The sequence below is a fragment of the Paenibacillus sp. FSL W8-0426 genome, assembly GCF_037969725.1.
In the GTDB taxonomy this organism is placed as follows: Bacteria; Bacillota; Bacilli; order Paenibacillales; family Paenibacillaceae; genus Paenibacillus; species Paenibacillus hubeiensis.
This window is the reverse complement of the sequence record NZ_CP150203.1, coordinates 3,249,857-3,269,362: the sequence shown is the minus strand read 5'-3', so window position 1 is coordinate 3,269,362 and position 19,506 is coordinate 3,249,857. Positions and strand designations below refer to the sequence as shown.

Here is a 19,506-nt window from a genome sequence, read left to right as displayed (position 1 = left end):
ACCTCTCATTCCTGACATCAAACCGCTGCTTAAATGATATTCCCTTCCCAATTATGTTCTACGCATGTATGCCCGTACGGTTAATGGTGCAAAAATGGCTACAATAACCGCCGCTCCAGCAAGGGTGGTCATAAGATCTGTTCCCATCGTTCCTTGGTTCGCCAGTTCGCGAACGGCGGAGACCAGGTGGGAGATCGGATTGACGTTGACCACCCATTGCAGCCAATTCGGCATCGTCTCTACAGGTACGAAAGCGTTCGAGGCAAAGGTGAGCGGAAACAGGACGAGCATGGAAATCCCTTGTACGCTGGATGCCGTGCGCGCGATAACACCAAGAAAAGCAAAAATCCAACTGATGGCCCAAGAGCAGACGATAACCAGCAAACCAGCCAAAGCAACGTGGCCGAGTCCACCTGCCGGGCTATAACCCAATATATATCCAATGGCAAAGGTAAGCACCGTCGCGATCGTGTATCGGATCGTATCGGCCAGCAAAGCTCCCGCCAGCGGTGCAATACGCGCAATAGGCAGTGATTTGAATCGGTCGAATACCCCTTTGTCCATGTCCTCTCGCAATTGCACGCCGGTAACGACCGAACTCGTAATCACGGTCTGCACAAGGATCCCCGGAATGATGACCAATAAATACGCTTGAATATTTCCCGAAATCGCTCCGCCAAAAATATACGTAAACATCAATGTGAAAATGATCGGCTGCAGCGTAACGTCGAACAATTGCTCCGGAGTTCGTTTCACCTTTAATATTCCGCGGTAAGCCATCGTTAACGAATTTCGGACGGTTTGCCCCAAACTGGTGTGTTTCCTCAACTTCCGACCTGTGCTTTGTTTCAATAGTGTACTGTTCATGCTTGCAACTCCTTCACTGCATTGGTTTCCGGAGATGGATGGGACTCATTGCCGCGAGCATCCTGGCCAGTAATGGCGAGAAACACTTCGTCCAGCGTAGGCTTCTGCACGCTCATCTCTGCCAAATCAATGCCTGCGGCACGAAAGGCAATCAACAGATCTGCCGCGATATTGGCATCCGCCATGGGCGCAGTAATCTTCCCCGCTTCCGCCGTGACGTTGGATTCGGTCCGAAGGATCTGCTCGACAATCTGACGTGCCTGTTCGAGCTGCGTCATCTCCTGAATGCGCAGCTGAAGAGATGCCGTGCCCACCGATGCTTTCAAATCGTCCACCGTGCCCTCGGCAACCACGTGTCCTTGATCGATCACGGCGACGCGATCGGCCAGTTGATCCGCTTCATCGAGGTATTGAGTGGTCAGCAGGACCGTCGAACCTGATTGGACCAGCTGCCGGATCGTGTTCCACATCTGTGCGCGGGTCCGCGGATCGAGCCCTGTCGTCGGTTCGTCCAGAAAGATCAGCGGCGGTTGTGCGATCAAGCTTGCTGCCAGATCCAGACGGCGGCGCATGCCTCCCGAGAAACCTTTAATCGGGCGTTTCGCCGCATCCGTCAACCCGAACTCTTCCAGCAGGTCTGCCGTCTTGCGCTTTGCTTCAGCACGTCCAAGACCGAGAAGGCGGGAAAAGATCATCAAATTTTCGTTCGCACTCAGCGATTCGTCAACAGAGGCATATTGGCCGGTCAGTCCGATCAGCTGGCGTACGATGTGTGACTCTTTTACCACATCATGTCCAAAGATTTGGGCTGATCCCATATCCGGACGCAGCAAGGTGCCCAGCATGCGGATCGTCGTTGTTTTGCCTGCCCCGTTGGGACCCAGTACGCCGTAGATCGTACCTGCCTTTACGTTCAGATTGACACCGTCTACCGCCCGCTTATCTCCAAAAGTTTTCACGAGCCCTTGTGCTTCAATAGCCCAATCTCCAGAGGCATGATGCGCTGCTCTTTCCAATGGTTTGATCAATTGTGGTTCCTCCCATATCGTTGATAGGGGAAGAATATCGTACTTTTATGAACTAAATGTGAATGGAAAGAAGGCAGCTGGTGAGTTCCTCATCCAGCCGCAAGGATCGATCTCATGCTGCTGGCATTTTAGGATGAGTGCCTCAATGTTTTTTTTCATTTCATTGCTTCATTGTGCGACTTAATAATGGGAGCCTAAACTAATATGTACTTTAATCATTTTTGAAAATAAAAAATACATGCTCTTAAGAACATGATCACGAACGGAAACGTTTAATTTACGCTGAGAACAAACCTTACCCTTAATCTAGATAAGATTTGTCCTCAGATAATTTTACAACTGCCTATGTTGCTAAAAACAGAACGTTTTCAATACAATAACCAATAGGATATAAAGTACCAATATAGTCGCAGTGGAAGTAAACATTGAATGACATCGACGCTTTTGCATTTGGATTATTCATGGTGAACCCCCCGATCATCCCGCCTTCTTCAATACCGACTCTTAAAGACGCATTAGGCAGGTTGGCGCTAGCGATGATGATGCAATTTTCGTGATGCTGTTTCGGTGACCTGAATCATTTTCATATCCCTCCATAGAATCGTTTTGTAAATCGTAATGGTTATAAAAAGCAGCCAGGGCAGTCAAGGCGACTCCTCTTCTTTATACGCAACCCAGTCCGTCAAACCGGGAATGAATGCAGCAAGCGCAGACCCTTTGGGGGTCAGTGCATACATGATTTGATGTGGTTGCTTCAAACAGGTTCTTGTAACCAAATCCTCCGTTTGGAGTTCCCTTTACTTTGTCAACATTATTGTTTAAAATGTACACATTCCCTTAGATATCATGGTTTATAGCGGAGGTCTACATGAGTCGAAACCAAACGAAAAAAGATGCCTCCACGAGTACTCGGAGGGCCATCATCAATCAATTAAAAGAACACGCGGGAATGGATGTCGTAGCCCTTTCTGCTCATTTTTCGTTATCAGGAATGGCGATTCGCCAACATTTGAATGCCTTGCAGGAAGAAGGATTGGTTACATACGAAGAAGAGGCTCGTCCGATGGGCCGGCCAACCAAGCTATGGAGATTAACGCCTGCAGCGGATCGTTTTTTCCCAAGCGGCTATTCAGATTTATCGCTCAGTCTGATCCATTCGATGAAAGAGGCTTTCGGAAGCGAAGGCATGGATAAACTGCTGACTGTTAGGAATAAAAAAATGCAAGAAAAATATTTGGAGTACATCGGCGACACTTCTATCATCGAAGAGAGACTGGAGAAACTGGCGGAAGTTCGAACCAATGAAGGGTATATGGCGGAGATCAAGCAAGAAGACGATGGCAGTCTATTGTTTATCGAGAAGCACTGCCCGATTTGTGAAGCAGCGGCGGCCTGCACCGGATTATGCAAGAACGAACTGCAATTGTTTCATCACGTTCTCGGAAATGACGTTGCCGTTGAGCGGGTAGAGTATATTTTAGCGGGAGGAAGAAGCTGCGTTTATAGGATTCAACAAAAGGGTTGAGTCCGATGACTCTTGTCACGAAGCCGCTCTTCTTCAAGACTTTGAATTGCATGGTTTGGCAGACATAGACAAAAAGCCGCTAAATTAGATTAGCGGCTTTTCATTTCAATGCGAGTGAACCATTTATTATGCCATGTAAATCTTACTTTTTGACCGTTACCGTAACGGAAGATCTCGTTTTGTTCCCTGCATGATCCGCTGCCTCGTAAGTGATCGTGTAAATGCGGTCTTCTCCTTTGCCTTTCCCCGATCGTTCGGCACGAAGCTTGAATTCATAATCGGGCGTGCCATACTTGGCTCCTACAATATCAGGCGAGGAGTTTCCCTTCCCTTTCCCCTGCTTAGGCTGATTGCTTGTAATCGATACAAGGACGATGGAAGCAACGCCAGATCCTTCATCCTCGGCATTCGCAGTGACCCGGATTGTTTCCAGCTTGTTCCCCTTGGCCTTCAGGACCGGTTTGTTCACCTTCAGACGCAGGGTTGGCGGTGTTGTATCCTGCTCTTCCCCACCCGTAAAATGAATGACATATTCCGACTCGCCGCCGTCTTGCCCCGTAACCCGGATCGTCGCTTGGCCAGGCATGGAATCGGCCTGCTCAATGTGCACTTTGGCCTTCGCAGAAGCGGCTTCCGCCGTCACGACAGGCAGCTCACCTGCGTCCGCAACCACCAACGAATACTCCTTGCGAGTCGGATCGAAATCCGCTACAGGCTCGCCATCCACGAATACCTTTGACAACTCTCTGTTGGCGTCAACCCATGAAAGTTTAGAAGCAGGATTCCAGCCGTCTTCTCCGGCTAAATGCCGGGCAGGAAGATATTCGGCCGCTTCTTCTGCCGTCAGCTGGCTGGACCAATTGTAACGGCTTTTGGCCGCCGCACCCGGACCATAACTGGCGTATTCGGCGAAACGGGCCGTCCGTTCGTTATCTGTATTGCCCCAATTGTTCCAACCTGACGGACTGATATGATCATCCATGTAGTTGTTGATGTAGACGACGTTGGCATTAGGCCGCCATGGTCTTCCAAGAGCCACTTTGCCGGTTAGGCCCGGCTCGGCCGTGATTCGGCTGCCCAGGAACACATAACCGGGTTTTCCTTCAGCCGTCGAAGCTGCCGTCACATAGCCGCTGCTCAGGCTGTGAATGATGCTGTTCTCGAACATTGCCGCTGCGTTGCCGAAAATAAAATCGACGTCGCCTTCGATGTAACTATCCACATAGTATTGTCTGCCGTCGTTGACGTAGAGCGTATCCTGCCATCCCTTCAGGCTGACATCCCGGAACACGAGACGGTCGCCGCGGGCGAAGAGGGCCACGGCCTGCCCGGCATTGTCGCCGGCATCATTCTGGATCGTCAGATGTTCGGCCGTAAAATCGTTCGTTTGCACCCGGAAGCTGTAGCTGTTCGAAGTACCCAGCGGGTTGCCGGCCGCATCCAGCGTGCTTGCCGAATCGCCGTAGACCAGGACGGTTCCTTCACGGCTCTCGCCAATCATCCGCAAATTCGTCTTGCTGGAAGGCACGTTCAGCTTCTCGCGGTATGTTCCATCCTGAATCCGGATGATGGTCGGCGTCGGACTTTGATCCGGCACCGCATCGATGGCATCCTGAACCCGTTCGAATTGCGCGCTGCCATCGGAAGCCACGGTCAGTACGGGCGCAGGAATTTCCGATACCGGAACGGACGACATGCTTTCTCCTGCCTCATTGTGCGCCGTGACGACATAGTAGTACGTGCTGCCATTGTCCAGCTCTAAATCGGTATACGTTGTCCCGTTCAAATCCGAGGCAATCGGTACGAACGGTCCTTCCGGCAAATGACTGCGTTTAACGGCATAACCGTCTGCCCCCTCTGCCTCGTTCCAACGGAGAACAACGCCGCCGTCCTGCGCTTCGGCCCTGAGTCCGGACGGGATTTGAGGCGTGCCGTCATTCGCGGCGGGGCGGGTTCCCGCCGCTGTTGAATCCAAGCTGTGTGTATGACCGCTCACCGCAACTACTTTATAGTAGTATGGCTTGCCATTTCGAAGGCCGGTGTCTGTGTAGGAGGTTCCTGTTTCGCCTTCAGCGATGATTTCATATGGCCCCTCCACCGAATCTGCCCGCTTAATGAGATACGCTGCCGCTCCTTCCACCGGTTCCCATACAAGACGGACCGCATTCGGCAGCGACTCTACTGCTGCTGTTGGCGTGGACAACGCTGCCGTCGGCGTCACGGCGACCGGGACGGCATCAGCTCCCTCTCCTCCGATGCCGGTCGCAGACACGACGTAATAATATGTCGTGCCATTCTCCAATCCGCCATCCCGATAGAAAGGCCGCGTCGTGCGGGAAGCCACGGTGACAAAAGGGCCTTCTTCCCGGGTACCGCGTTTAACCGTGTAGTAACTCGCCTGGTCCACCCCCTGCCATGTCAGCTTTGCTTGAGAATCTCTCGCCAAGGCTTGCAAGTTTTCGGGGGCATCCGGTCTTACGGCATCTTCCGATGGCGTCACTTGGACCAGGTTGGAAGGTCCGCTCTCGCCTAACGGGCCTGTTGCAGTGATCACATAAGAATAGGTCGTGCCATTGACGACGGTTTCGTCGATGTAATGGGTTTCGGCCACGTTCGAAGCGACAAGTTCATGCTCGGAACCTTGTTGATCGCTGCGTTTGACATTGTACGTCGAAGCACCCTCCGTTTCTTCCCAATCCAGCCGGACCATGCCGTTCCCGGGCTGGGCCACGAGTCCCTTGGGCGTGGCAACGGGTTCAACATAGAGGCGAATGTTGTCGTAATAAATGGTTCCTTTGCCCGTGCCCGGCGTTCTTGCCGAAATCCGGCCAATTCCTTCGCCGGTTACGTCGGCCTGGAAAGGAACGTTGTCCGCAACGCGTACGTTGTCGATATAAATATCGGCTTTCTGAGAGGCGGCATTGACCGTGATTTTCAGGTTGTACCATTGATTGGCGGCAGGCACATCCATCAATTTGTGATCCGCTCCGTCTTTTTTGTACACCAACGTATACTGATCTTCGGCCACGGGAGCGGACGGTTTGCGGATTTCGATGGATAGCGCCGTACGACTTCCCGAGCTGTTCTGCAGCTGCAGGAGATATGAAGTTCCCGGCCATCCCGGCGACATGATATCCGTTTCGAAAACAAAGTTTCCCTGCGGAGGCTGGAACGCGCGAATGAATTGCGTTGTGCCCGGCGCATTGTCGTAGAGCATCAACGCTTTGGCCGATGAGTTGCCGCTTGTTCCGGAAGGAACGCCTGCGATGACCACTTTGTGGTCTGCATCCTGCGGATCCGGCGACACTACATATCCCGTTGGCGTTGTATCGGTCTCCTGCTCCTCAAAGTCCTCGTCGATATAATAGATCGTTTCCAAATCCCCTTCGGGCACGGCACTGGCTTCGCTCGAATCCAGGCTGATGCCCTTGTCATTCTCGGCTTTGACGACATAGTAATACGTTTTGCCCACCGTCAAATTTGAATCTGTGTATGAATTGGAGCCGAGGCCCTGCTGCAATTTCGTATAAGGTCCGCCGGAAATTTCGGAGCGGAATACCGAGTACGAGCTTGCGTTTTCCACCTCATCCCATGTTAATACCACGGATTTGGGACCGGGTACTGCAGAAAGATGGCTCGGTGGCAATGGGAAATCGGCAGGTAGCTCATGGACTGCAGCATTCGAAAACACCGACGTATTCAGTTTATCCACCTCGTCGTCCGGCTTGGACGCGTCTGCGGCCAGACCGATGTATACCGGTTCATCCTTGGAGAAATAGACGGAATCCGTGACAGACCAATCATTGCCGTCTTTGGATACCGACGAGGTCACCCGATCCCCGAGCCGAACGAGCTTTACCCAGTAAGGGAGGCTGATAAAGGTATCCGTTTCTTTGTAGATAACATCTTTTCCCGCGTTTTCACGCGTCAATCCAACCGCTTTTTGCCCGCCTTTGGCATAAGAGACCATGAGTGCGGCAAATGGAGCAGACGGTTCCAGCCCGCCACGGATCATCACGCCGGCTTCCGCTCCGTCATCCGTGGCTGTTACGCGTTCCACCTTGGCTACAATCTCACCGTTGCCTTCCAGAGTTTGATAAGCGTAATGAAAATGATCAGCATCTCCATGAATATCGCCTGCCGATTTGACGGTGATATCGGTCACGCTTGAACCGATCTGCGTATGTCCGGCAATGCCCGGCGTCCCGATATCCGTGGATTGCCATGGGGCAATGTCGCTTTCTTTATGGACATGAACCGTGACATTGTTGGATTGGGTCGCCGTTCCTGTGTCGTCGATGGCGCGAACCGTCAGATAGTGCGTTCCGTCCTGAACATTTTCCCATGTAAAGGTGTACGGAGCCGTATCATCTTCACCTAATTTGACGTCGTTTTGGTAAAACTCCACCTTGGACACCGTACCGTCTGAATCGGATGCCGAAGCTGTGATCTCGACAGAAGCTCCTTGCGTCGTGATGGTATGGTTGGCAGGCGAATCGATCGTCACTGCCGGGTTGGCCGAGCCGTTGCCGACAATGCCGTTCAGGTAAACTTCAAGATAGGTATAACCGGATTCGTGTATTCCGTTCCGGTCGTTCGGATCGTCGGGATTCAGTCCCATGCTGATTTCCCAATCATCCGGCATGCCGTCGCGGTCACGATCAGCCAACGTGGATACGGCTTCCTCGAATTCGAGGTATCCTCCGACTTCTTTTTGCGAATTGATGTGCTGCCCGGTGCGGTTTTTGACGTCGTTCACGATTCTGGCATCGATGGCATCCCTGCGGGGTAGAACGGCTCCCGCTTCGGCAAGGACGCGTTCATATGCGGTTTCTGCATCGTCAACAGGCGAAGGATGGGCCATCTCCACTGGAGAGGACAATTTGGACTCCGGGTTTGCCAGTTCGCCGACGCCAAGCCAGTTGTCTGCCGTGACTTCAGGGAAACCGTCCACGACATTGCCTCCGACATAGAGGCGTGTATTGGGGCTCACATCGAGAAAAACCTGATCCCGAGCCGAACGATACGTGTTTGGCCCGTATTTGTAATAATTGTTCATCAAATTATAATTGCCTTCTTCACCGCCATAGGCTGAGAAAAATCCCCAGTTATAAACGACGTTGTTGTACGATTCGGTGTTGAAACCGGGGGAACCGGCGAATCTCGGGTTACGGCTTACGTTGTGGGCGATGATGTTGTGATGGAAAGAAGCATTGTTGCCGCCCCAGATGCCCGCGTAGCCATGTCTTCCCTTCTGGTGGGTAGTCATCAGCATGCTTTCGGCAATGACGGACCACTGTACGGTCGTATTTTCGTTGACGTACATGCTGAGCACTTCATCGACAGACCAAGCGAACGAGCAATGGTCGATGATAATGTTTTTGTGGTAACGCCCACCGAACACGTCATCCTCGCTGGGATGTTTGTCTCCAAGGCGAAAACGCATATGTCTCACGATAATGTTATCGGCTTGAAACGTGGTCCAATAATCCGAAACGGTGATGCCTTCGCCGGGAGCCGTCTGGCCCGCAAGAGTAAGGTTGGAGCCCGTGATGGCCAGCGGGGATTCAAGATGAATCGTGCCGCCGACCCGGAACACCACTGTAGTGTCATTTTGACTGACCGCTTCGCGCAGGGAACCGGGGCCGGAATCCGCCAAGGTCGTTACTTCGTACACCGCGCCTCCCCTGCCGCCGGTTACATATTTTCCGCCGCCTTCAGCTCCGGGAAAGGCAGGCAATGAACCGGCTTCGTTCGCTTCTTCCGCAGCAGCCATCGCTGGAAGCAGACTGAATAGCATGGATATGACCAAAACGAGTGACACAATCCTTTTCAAAAGAATCTTCCTCCTCCGGTATCGTCTATTCGGTTCAATGCCGTGTTTGCCGAGAGGCAGCTAACCTTTCAGCAGGCCAAACATCACCTCCTTAGCGAATGAAGGCACAGCCAATGAACAAGATATGAACTCGCTGCATCTTTAAAAAAGCCCGTTTCGTCAATCCTCTTTTGAACGTACGATCCGGGCCGTTGACTCTCCTTATTGTTTTGCTTTACTTGCTCCCTTGCACGGCTTGGTATGCCGCCTCGTATTCCGCAATGATTTTGTCGCCGCCTGATGATCTCCAGGTGTTCACCGCGTCTCGGAAGCCGTTCAGGTCGGTTTTGCCCAGAATGTATTTATAGGTGGCATCCGTAATAATCTTTTGCAATTCGGAGCCTTGCTCCGAAAACGTCGGCGATTCCAGCGAGTACATCGGATTGAGCACGGCATACTTGGTGTTTTCCTCGATCAAACGCGTGGATTCGATGCGCAGCGGGTCTGCATCCTGAATGCTGTATCCGTTCTCGTTGGGCCGGGATGACGAAAAGGGTTGAACCTCTTGCTCCCAAAGCTTGGTGTCAATGATGGTCGCTCCATTGTTGGCATCCAGGCTGTAATGCACGTCTTTGATGCCATACGTCATTAACGTGTAGATTTCTTCGCTCATGAGATCATCCATAAATTTCAGCACCCGCTTTAATTCGGCTTCGTCCTTCACCTCCGATTTCGGGAACGCAAGCAGTCCGCCTACGCCGTTGGATGTGGACCAAATGGCCCGATCGCTTTCGTTGCCCGTGGACGTGATATCGTTCACCATAACGAGTTCCATGTCATCTTGAACGCCTTTGGCCAAATTAAGCAGTCCTTTGCTATCAAATAAAGCGCCTACGTAAATGCCGGCTTTGCCTTGCGCGAAGCCCTCTTGTTGATCCTTTTTCGCCGTGACCGCGAAATCCTGATTGATGTAGCCGTTGTCATACAGCTCCTTCATGAAATCCATCGCCTGGATGTACCCCTCCGATTCGAATTCGGGCGTCACTTTGCCATCCTCGCTGACGGCCCAGCTGCTAGGCGTTCCGAAGTAGGAACCCAGCGTTTTGAATGCTCCAAACACGAGATCGCTGCGGTCCATGAACCCTGTCGTGTCTTTGACCCCATTGCCGTCAGGATCTTGTTCGGTAAACGCTTTGGCTACCTGCATCAGTTCTGCCGTCGTTTTGGGCACAGGCAATCCGAGTCGGTCCAGCCAATCTTTGCGAATGATAACGCCGTTGCGCGCAACCTGTTTTTGCATCGGGATCCCGTACAGCTTTCCTTCAATGGAAGCGGAATTTCGCATGTCTTGGGAGATTCCTTTCAAGTTCGGGAATTCATCCAGATAGGGTCCAACTTCCCAGAAAACTCCCGCTTTTAGCGCGTTTCGAACCGACGAGTTTTCCAGAATCGTCAGCGAAACGATATCAGCCAGGGAACCCGAAGCCAGCGAGGTATTCAGGCGCTCTTCCTTTGAAGCATCCGGTATCCAGGAAAACTGGATATCCGCATTCGTCAGCTCTTCGATTTTGTCAAGCACCGTATCCGTTGGCGGCGAAGCCGTATGCATGATGTTCAGCCAAGTAATGGTCGTTTTGCCATCTGCACTGGTTCCTGTTTCACTTTTCCCTCCGGAGCACGCGGAGAGCATCAGACTGCCGCAAATCGTAAGCGCTATCAACTTTGCATAGCCAAATTTCATGGTTCATTCCCCTTTTCGTGATTGTAGTTAGTCGAGCGAGAGACCCAAAACTAGTAGACGCCGTCTTCACCAAACTTTTTGGCAAGCCGGTTTGCAAACATGACAAGAACGAGCCCTACCAACCCTTTGAACAGCCCGACCGTCGTGCTGAAGCTTAGTTGTCCGTTTTTTAAACCTGCCGTGAAGATGTACGTATCGAAAATCTCTCCCACTTCCCGGTTCAGCGAATTCAACAGCAAATACATGTGCTCAAAGCCGAGTTCAAGCGTATTTCCGATTTTAAGAATGAGCAGCGTGATAATGACCGGACGAATGGCCGGCAATGTCACATGCCACATTTTGCGCAAGCGTGATGCACCATCCATCTCTGCCGCCTCATAAAGCTGCGTATCCACGACGGTAATCGCCGCCAAGTAAATGATCGTGGACCATCCGGCTTCCTTCCATATAATCTGCAAAATGTACATGGGGCGGAGCCATTCGGGCGATGTCAGGAAACTGATTTTGGTTCCACCGAAGGCAGCAATCAGTTCATTGACAACGCCGCCATCCACGCTCAAGAACACGTACGTAATCGAAACGATGATGACCCAAGACATGAAATGCGGAATGTAGACGATGGTTTGCACGGAATTTCTGAACAGCTTATGTCTTACTTCATTCATCATCAAAGCCAGAATGATCGGAATCGGAAAGAAAATGATCAGTTCCAGTGCAAACAAAATCAACGTATTGCTAAGCAGCAGGGCAAAGGTGGGCTCCGTGAACAGGCGGATAAAATGTTTGAAGCCTACCCACGGGCTGTCCTTGATCCCGAGAAACGGCTGATAATCCTGGAACGAAATGATGAGGCCGCCCATCGGAAAATACTTGAAGATGACGAAGTACACAAAGCCGGGAAGAATCATTAAGTAGAGAAGTTTGTTGGATGCCGCGTTTCTTAAATAATGGTTTAGGCCGGACTTTCCGTATACCTTGCGTTGCAATGGAACGACTGTGGAATCTGGCTCTTTCACTGCTTGCTGACCTCCTTGATCTGGATTCGTGGTTGATTGCTTCCCAAGCATATGTCATGGAGGCTATTCCGTACATAATCATTAGCTACTGGGGTTGCAGGATTCCTCATAACACGGGCTTTTTTCCGATTTTTATCGAAGTCGATCGTAGCTCATGATTATTATTCAACTCCCGGATTATCGTCGATGTTTTCTGTCCGGATTCGGTATTAAGGCCTGTTCCAATGTCCGTAGGTGATGATTATATACGGAATCTTTCACCGTTGTTATGGTGGGCATACACCACTATCCATCAAGGAGGAACAACCATGTTGTCCAAATCCGCACTCCGAAAAGAAAGCATCGGCAGCATCGTATTCAATGTTATGAATTATACGCTGCTGCTCCTTTTTTCCCTGGCATGCCTGCTGCCCTTCGTCAATGTCGTTGCCAGCTCCTTCGCATCTACGCAAGAAATCGTGCAAAAGAAATTCATTTTATTCCCGACGACCTTCTCGCTGGATGCCTATCGCTACATCTTCTCTACACCTACCATCTTCAAAGGGCTTGGCGTATCGGTTTTCATTACGGTTGCGGGGACCATCGTGAGCATGACGCTGACGGCACTCATGGCATACGGACTTTCCCGCCGCTATCTTCTGGGCAGAAACTTCATTAACTTTCTGATCGTCTTCTCCATGTTGTTCAGTGGGGGCATGATCCCGACGTTTCTGGTCGTTAAAGCCGTTGGATTGATCGATTCCTACTGGTCGATGATCATTCCGACTGCGATCAATGCGTTCAATCTGATCATTATGCGCAATTTCTTTCAGGCTCTCCCCGACAGTCTGGAGGAATCGGCGAAGATGGACGGGGCCAATGATTTTCGCGTACTGCTGCAGATCATGCTTCCGCTTGCCCTGCCGTCGATCGCCACGCTTTCCTTGTTCTACGGCGTGTCCTATTGGAACACGTATATGAATGCCGTTCTGTATCTGAACGAATCCAAAATGTGGCCGCTGCAGGTGCTGCTTCGTCAGATCGTCATCGTCTCCAGCGGCATGGAGGGCAACAGCTCGGCCGTGGACATCGTGCCGCCGTCCCAAACGATCAAGATGAGCGTCATCGTTGTGGCCACCATACCGATGCTCATCGCCTATCCTTTCGTGCAAAAGCATTTCACGAAGGGTGCCCTCCTTGGTTCGGTGAAAGGATGAGCCGTTCATATGTTTCGTTTCATGTCGCTCCGTTTCGAGCCGGCAGACAACAATCCCCTCGGGTATGCAACCTGAGGGGATTTCGATTGGGTCTCAACCGTGATGAATATAGCAATATAAATCTGGTCAGCTTTCCATCTTCATCCGCCGGTATGCACCGGGGGTCAGATTCTCTTTTTTGCGAAAAGAGCGAATGAAATTTTGGGAATTCTGATAGCCCAGGCGTTCCGCGATGTCTTTGACGGGCATGTTGGTATCCACCAGCCATTTTCGGGCAACTTCCAGTCTGAAGTTCATGAGATATTCGCTAAAGGTTGTGCCGTATTCCTTGCGAAAGATGCTGCTTAGATAGTTGGGCGTGTAATGCAAACGTTCGCTGATGGATTCAAGCGACAAGTCCTGGTCATATTCCGTACGAACGATGGATGCCATGCGGTCCGCGATGGAACGGAATTGCTGGTTGGCTCTCTCCTGCATGCTCGCGACCATCGGATAGATGACTTCATGAACGAGAATATGTTCGATCTCTTCCGGATTCAGCGTATTCAGCAGCCTGTGATACAACGTGGAATTGGTTTGCGTAAGCAATATCTCGGCCCCGATCAGCTGCTCCAGCTGAATCAAATTGTTCACAAAGCGGATCAGCGTGATCTCCAGATTCATCGGGTTCGGACTGTGTTTCATCATGTCGGCCAAAAACGGATATAACGTGCGCGACACTTCTTCTTTGTCCCCTAACCGAATCGCGTCGAACAGACGGGTTTCCAGCTCCGTAGGGTAATGCAGCAATGTCGGCCCACCGCTGCGGGAAATGTCCTCGTAGAAAATAACGGACTCTTTGCCCAGCTTCAGGCGTTGATAAAGCGCTTCAAGGCTCATATCCGATGCCTCGCGGCTGTTCATCAGATCTCCGTAAGGAGCACTGATGCCTACACTCACGGAAGCCGACCAATACTCGCGGGCCAGCATGATCACTTGTTTGGCGTAAGCCATCATGACATCGCGCATCTCTTGGGCTCGTTCGGCATCGAAGTAGAGCAGCGTTGCCTGCGTTCGTTCATTAAGCACTACCGGCAGCATTCGTTCGGATTCCGGCACGATCTCCTGTACAAGTTGGTTTACTGCGAGAAGCAGCGTATCTTTGTCAGCCAAGGGACCTTCCCCGCGACGATCGATCTGAATCAGCATGGTGACGAACAGAACATCGGTGGTGATGCGGTAACCGAACCGCTCCAGATTATCCGCCACTTCTTCGCGGGTCAGCCGATTTTGCAGCATATTAAGCACAAACTGCGTTTCCAGCTTCGGCTTCTCCAGATGCATCAGCTGTTCCAGACTTTGGTTTTCAGACACGATGGAATCGATCGATTGAATAATCCAGTCGACTTCGTCCTTGATCGTTCTCTCGGAGCGGTTCCCGAGACTGTGCCGGATTTTGCGGAAAGGCTTGGCAAGATACAGCGAGATGATATAGGCAAGAACGACCATCAAGCCCAAAATCACGATGCCCATGACAATAAGGCCGACACGAGTCGTCGTCAATGCCTGGCTGACTTCCTTCTGATCCAGAAGCGTGACATAGGTCCAACCATTATAGGCTGAGCGGGCATACAATCCGATCAAGGTTCCACCGGACGGGTCGGGAATTTCCATTTGCCCTGCACGCGGTTCGCTCACTGTCTGACTGCTTATCCACCCCATCTGCTCGCTCGACAGCGCCTTTTGCTCCGTCTGGCTTGCGTATAACAGCTCTCCTTGTTTGTCTAATATGTAGATGGCGGCATCAGGTTGGGTCTGCAGCGAAAGATTCAACGTACGGAGCGAAATATCCGACATGGCGATCGCTTCTTTTTCCTTGGAATACACGGGTAAGGCATGTAATAACCGAATGCCGTCTTCGGTTTTGGTCCAATACAGCCCTTTGCCGTCGGCATCGGCGAATAGGTGCTGCAATCCTTCTTTTTCCGTGTCCGTCATCCGGGTTAAGGATCCGTTGGACAGACTCCAGTTTTGCTTTAGGCTTACCAGCGTATATTGGATACCATCCAGGCCCATCGTTGCGATATAACCCAATTGGGAGTTCAATTCCCGATAGGCTTCGTAATCCTGTCCGGTCAGCGGACTGTCGATCACCGTGCGGAACGATGGCGTTGTGCTGTATGTGGCGAAAGCATACTCGATCGTCTGAATTTTTTGCTCCAATGTATTGCGGACCTGCATGATGAGACTTTGGCGTCCCTCTCCGAGCCGTTCGATCACGGACTTCGTGGTAGAAATATAAATATAACTTCCGAAACAAACAACGATGCCCACGCTGAGGAGCAGAATTGGAACAAAGATATTGTAAAACGTTTTGCTTTTTCGCACGGAACGCCCCTCCACTCTTGAGTTCGTTAAATGCAAGTTATCGCTTTCGCTGCTCCAGATTGATTCTGCCTCTCTTTTGTAATCGCTTGCATGCGTCATACACTTGAATTTTACCATGGCGGAGGATGGCAGTGTAGACATAACACATAAAAAATCAGCCAAAAATTGCACAGAGAGGAAATAAAGATGAACTTTCGGAACTACTTGTGCAAATGCGGGATTTGACAGCCAGCGTACGTTCAATCGGGTGTTACGATCGATTTACGGCATGACTCCGAGGGATTTCAAAAATAACGTCAACCGCTATTTGAAGTAAAGGTATGACTTGGACTTCGTTAAGCGATGACTGTTTACAGTCGGAAGATTATCAATTATAGTTATTAAAGAGTTTATATATCTATAATAAGAATAAAAACCTCTCAAAACTTGCGAATGAAACGAAAGGAGATCAACGCATCATGGAATTTTGGGAATCCAGCTTTATTGAGAAACAAACGATGTGGGGATTTGAACCTGCAGATTCGGCCATGTTGACCAGAGATTTTTTCCTTGCGGAACATGTGAAGCATGTGCTGATTCCGGGTGTTGGGTATGGTAGAAACGCGAAGGTTTTTATGGATGCGGGCATCGCTGTCACCGGCATTGAAATTTCACAAACAGCCATCGATTTGGCGAGGCAAAACGGGATTGACATCGATATCGTACATGGTTCGGTAACCGGCATGCCGTTTGATGACAAACGTTACGACGGCATATTCAGCCACGCCCTGATCCACTTATTGAACCAAGGTGAAAGAGAAAAATTCATTCAAGATTGCTATGCTCAGCTAAAGCCAGGCGGCTATATGGTCTTTACCACGATTTCCAAAAAAGCTCCGATGTTCGGTACAGGCAAGCTTTTGGATCAAAACTATTTCGAGACCAAGGATGGCGTCAACCTGTTCTTCTATGACACGGATTCCATTACGGATCAATTCGGTAAATTCGGGCTGGTCGAGATTTCGGAAATAAACGAACCGAACAAAAGCATGGCCAATAAACCTTCGATGCCATTTTTAATGATTACATGCAAGAAAGCATCATAAACGTTTGTCAGATCAAAAAACCGTTAATCCGAAACGATCAACGGTTTTTTGGGGTCTGTTTTGAACCGACTCTGGATGTTACAGCACCTCGATATATCCTTCCGTACCATGCAAGCGAATCCGCTGCCCATCTTTGATTCGCTCGGTAGCTTTCTCTACGCCGACGATGGCCGGCAAGCCATATTCACGGGCAATAACGGCTCCATGGGTCATCAGGCCGCCAACTTCGGTAACCAGTCCTGCGATGGAAACAAAGCATGGCGTCCAGCTTGGATCCGTGAAAGGCGTGACCAGAATATCCCCTGGCTCCAAATGGGCATCTTCCATGTTAAAAACGACGCGAGCCCTCCCTTCAATGACTCCGGAAGAAACGGGCAAACCAACGATCGCTCCGGCAGGCAGGTTTTCACGCTTATACTCGCCTGCAATAATTTCGCCATCCGACGTGATCACGCGCGGCGGCTTTAGTTTTTCATACGTTTTGTATTCCGCTTTTCGCTGGCTAATGATCCGTTCATCCAACGTATTTGTGCGAACGACTTCATGAAGCTCCTGAAAAGTGAGATAGAAGATATCTTCTTTTTCGCGGATCACTTCTGCCTGTACAAGCTGCTCGGCTACTTTCAACAATGTTTGTTTATAAATGAAATAGCGATGAATCATGCCGTATTTCGGATATTCCCGATAACCGCTGAGATTTCGGATCAGGTCGATCTTGCGTTTGGTTTCTTCGGCTTTTTGCTCCCCGTCCGGTAGTTCTTTCAGTCGTTCCAATAACTCTTGTTCTTTGTTTAAAGCTTCCTGCCGTCCGAGCTCAAACTTGCGCTTCCCCGCATGCGGTTCGAAGTTTTTGATATTGTTGACGATTAGCGGAACCAGTGTGCTCGGTTTCTCGCTCCAGCGTGTTCGCGTAATATCGATTTCTCCGGCACACCGCATGCCGTATTGATCGAGGTACGCCTGGATTGCATGTCGAGCCTCTCGTCCACCTTCCACGTGGGCCAATCCGTCCAAAAACCGGTCCTCTTTGACCTGTTCCAAATAGTCGATCACTTCCGGATAAGGACGAATGACGTCCGCAACGTCCAACAGGGCGAGGCCCATTTCCGAAGTAATATTACCTGTTACGGATTGTGATAACGTGTCTGCTGCGTTTTTCTCCCCCAGCCACTCGTTCATTTTTTCATTGATCCAAGTAGAAGCATTCATCGCCGTCATAATGACGGCCGAGCTTTGCGGGTCAAATAGAAGTTTCTTTAATTGCTGGATATCTTCCAGAATGAAATCCATGGCATCTAAACCCGATTTCGATTGGATGTCATGTTTTAACTGTTCTATGGAGGCTTGATTTTTCTTGATCAAACGGGAAACGATGTCCGGATCGTTCGCCAACTGGGCTTCATGACCTGCATGCGGCACTTTTGGTCTGCCCTTACCCGAACCTTGTTCGTTCGCTTCTTGGGGTAACGTAGGAATGAAATCCCTTCGCTCCACAATCGTCATAAGAGCGTCCTTGACCAGCGGATCGTATTGGCCCAGGCCGTTCAGGAGGGTGTCCCTGCCGGCGGCAGAAGCGAGCATGGGAGTAGCGTCAACGAACAGTCTTCCTCCTGCTGTACGCATGGGTGCCGGCGTGGTTAACAGATAAAAGGACAAGCCTAACGGTTTCATGGGATCCGTCATCATTTGTTGGTGACCGACGGATATATAAACATGATTTTCTTGATCGTTCACTTCAGGGATCGGGTATAACGTTGTGATCGGCCGACTCTGGACCACATAAAACGTTTGATCAGCCAAACACCATTCAATATCTTGCGGACAGCCGAAATATGCTTCGATCTGCTTTCCGATCCGTGCCAATTGCACAATTTGCTGATCCGTAAGCGTTTGGGTCTTCTGCTGCTCAGGACCGAGCTGCCGCGTTTCTGTGCCTCCGCCTTGACGTGCATAGATCGCCAGTTTTTTATCCGAAATTCTCTTCTCGACGATTTCTCCTTCACGTACTTTATAACCGTCTGCGGATACCAGCCCGGAAACCAGTGCTTCTCCAAGGCCATAACCGGCATCGATCGATACCATTTTCCGATTGGAGGTCATCGGATCGGCGGTAAATAAAATACCTGAAGCCTCGGGAAAAACCATCCTTTGTATGATGACGGATAAATAAACGTGTCTATGGTCGAATCCGTTCTGTATCCGGTAAATGACGGCGCGATCCGTAAACAAGGACGCCCAGCATTTCCGGATATGCTGCAAAATGTCTTCTGTGCCGATGATGTTCAAATATGTGTCTTGTTGGCCGGCAAAAGAGGCATGCGGCAAATCTTCGGCAGTTGCACTGGAACGTACCGCATAAGCCTCTTCTTCGCCAAACTGTGATACGTAGTCCGTGACTGCTTTCGCAACGTCTGTAGGGATCTCACTTGTCATGATGGATTGCCGAACTTTGTGGCTGATTTCCCCGATTTGGTCCCGATCCTCTGCTTGGATCAGAGCGAGCTGCTCCAGCAATGCATCATAAATTGGATTGTGTTCAACCGCTTTTTGGTAGCTCAATGTTGTCACGCAAAATCCATCGGGCACATGAATGCCTGGAATTTTCGATAATTCCCCGAGATTCAGCCCTTTTCCGCCAACAAGCAAAAGCTGGTCATTGTTCATTTCGTGAAAACCGAGTACCAAAGGGTTCATTCCATGTCACTCCTTATTCATGAATTCAGAAAAAATCATTTGACAAGAGTTCATCAGCGTACTATAATTAAATTATAAGATGAACTACTTATGCAAAATTCACAATATAGAATCGCATTCCGATTGTAACATTGTAGTTCTGTATATGCAATACTAAAGGACCCGATACATG

General features: G+C 50.4%; 10 protein-coding genes and 1 pseudogene. 4 read left to right on the top strand and 7 right to left on the bottom strand.

Annotated features, from left to right (window positions below; all coding sequences use genetic code 11):
• Positions 1-51 precede the first annotated feature (51 nt).
• Both MKY59_RS14790 and MKY59_RS14785 read right to left on the bottom strand, forming a co-directional pair.
• A complete protein-coding gene (locus tag MKY59_RS14790; RefSeq protein ID WP_339278184.1) occupies positions 52-867 on the bottom strand; it encodes an ABC transporter permease in 816 nt (271 codons plus the stop codon).
• A complete protein-coding gene (locus MKY59_RS14785; RefSeq protein ID WP_339278396.1) occupies positions 864-1,892 on the bottom strand; it encodes an ATP-binding cassette domain-containing protein in 1,029 nt (342 codons plus the stop codon). Before MKY59_RS14785 ends, MKY59_RS14790 begins: the two co-directional genes overlap by 4 nt.
• An 871-nt stretch (positions 1,893-2,763) precedes the next feature.
• Between MKY59_RS14785 and MKY59_RS14780 the strand changes: the two genes are divergently transcribed.
• Entirely contained in the window at positions 2,764-3,420 is a 657-nt protein-coding gene (locus tag MKY59_RS14780; protein ID WP_339278183.1) for a metalloregulator ArsR/SmtB family transcription factor, read from the top strand.
• Positions 3,421-3,562: 142 nt separating this feature from the next.
• On the opposite strand, the gene MKY59_RS14775 is transcribed toward MKY59_RS14780, so the two are convergent.
• From MKY59_RS14775 to MKY59_RS14765, 3 genes are all read right to left on the bottom strand, one after another.
• Positions 3,563-9,256 carry a pectinesterase family protein gene (locus tag MKY59_RS14775; RefSeq protein ID WP_339278182.1) on the bottom strand — a complete coding sequence of 1,898 codons (5,694 nt, stop codon included), beginning with the start codon at positions 9,254-9,256 and terminating at the stop codon, positions 3,563-3,565.
• A 214-nt stretch (positions 9,257-9,470) separates the two neighbouring features.
• On the bottom strand, positions 9,471-10,976 hold the full coding sequence (locus MKY59_RS14770; protein ID WP_339278181.1) for an extracellular solute-binding protein: 1,506 nt from the start codon (positions 10,974-10,976) through the stop codon (positions 9,471-9,473).
• 50 nt (positions 10,977-11,026) lie between these two features.
• Positions 11,027-11,884: an ABC transporter permease subunit gene (locus MKY59_RS14765; protein WP_236414353.1), complete on the bottom strand. Its 858-nt coding sequence runs from the start codon at positions 11,882-11,884 to the stop codon at positions 11,027-11,029.
• Between the two features lie 416 nt (positions 11,885-12,300).
• Here MKY59_RS14765 and MKY59_RS14760 point away from each other — a divergent pair, with 416 nt between their 5' ends.
• Positions 12,301-13,188, top strand: a complete 888-nt coding sequence (locus MKY59_RS14760; RefSeq protein ID WP_339278180.1) for a carbohydrate ABC transporter permease — start codon at positions 12,301-12,303, stop codon at positions 13,186-13,188.
• Between the two features lie 126 nt (positions 13,189-13,314).
• Here MKY59_RS14760 and MKY59_RS14755 read toward each other — a convergent pair whose 3' ends face one another.
• Complete coding sequence (locus MKY59_RS14755) at positions 13,315-15,555, bottom strand: AraC family transcriptional regulator (RefSeq protein ID WP_339278179.1); 2,241 nt, start codon at positions 15,553-15,555, stop codon at positions 13,315-13,317.
• A gap of 208 nt (positions 15,556-15,763) precedes the next feature.
• Here MKY59_RS14755 and MKY59_RS14750 point away from each other — a divergent pair.
• Together MKY59_RS14750 and MKY59_RS14745 are read left to right on the top strand one after the other, a co-directional pair.
• Positions 15,764-15,871: pseudogene (locus tag MKY59_RS14750) on the top strand (AraC family transcriptional regulator); the annotation flags it as partial.
• 142 nt (positions 15,872-16,013) lie between these two features.
• On the top strand, positions 16,014-16,640 hold the full coding sequence (locus MKY59_RS14745) for a class I SAM-dependent methyltransferase (protein WP_339278178.1): 627 nt from the start codon (positions 16,014-16,016) through the stop codon (positions 16,638-16,640).
• 78 nt (positions 16,641-16,718) lie between these two features.
• Here MKY59_RS14745 and ppsA read toward each other — a convergent pair whose 3' ends face one another.
• Positions 16,719-19,334 (bottom strand): phosphoenolpyruvate synthase, encoded by a 2,616-nt coding sequence (gene ppsA / locus MKY59_RS14740; protein WP_339278177.1) that lies wholly within the window; start codon positions 19,332-19,334, stop codon positions 16,719-16,721.
• Between the last annotated feature and the right edge of the window lie 172 nt (positions 19,335-19,506).

Coding starts and splice junctions, on each gene's coding strand:
- MKY59_RS14745 (WP_339278178.1), top strand. CDS start 16,014: ATGGAATTTTGGGAATCCAGCTTTATTGAGAAACAAACGATGTGGGGA.
- MKY59_RS14765 (WP_236414353.1), bottom strand. CDS start 11,884: ATGATTCTTCCCGGCTTTGTGTACTTCGTCATCTTCAAGTATTTTCCG.
- MKY59_RS14790 (WP_339278184.1), bottom strand. CDS start 867: ATGAACAGTACACTATTGAAACAAAGCACAGGTCGGAAGTTGAGGAAA.
- MKY59_RS14770 (WP_339278181.1), bottom strand. CDS start 10,976: ATGAAATTTGGCTATGCAAAGTTGATAGCGCTTACGATTTGCGGCAGT.
- MKY59_RS14780 (WP_339278183.1), top strand. CDS start 2,764: ATGAGTCGAAACCAAACGAAAAAAGATGCCTCCACGAGTACTCGGAGG.
- ppsA (WP_339278177.1), bottom strand. CDS start 19,334: ATGAACCCTTTGGTACTCGGTTTTCACGAAATGAACAATGACCAGCTT.
- MKY59_RS14760 (WP_339278180.1), top strand. CDS start 12,301: ATGTTGTCCAAATCCGCACTCCGAAAAGAAAGCATCGGCAGCATCGTA.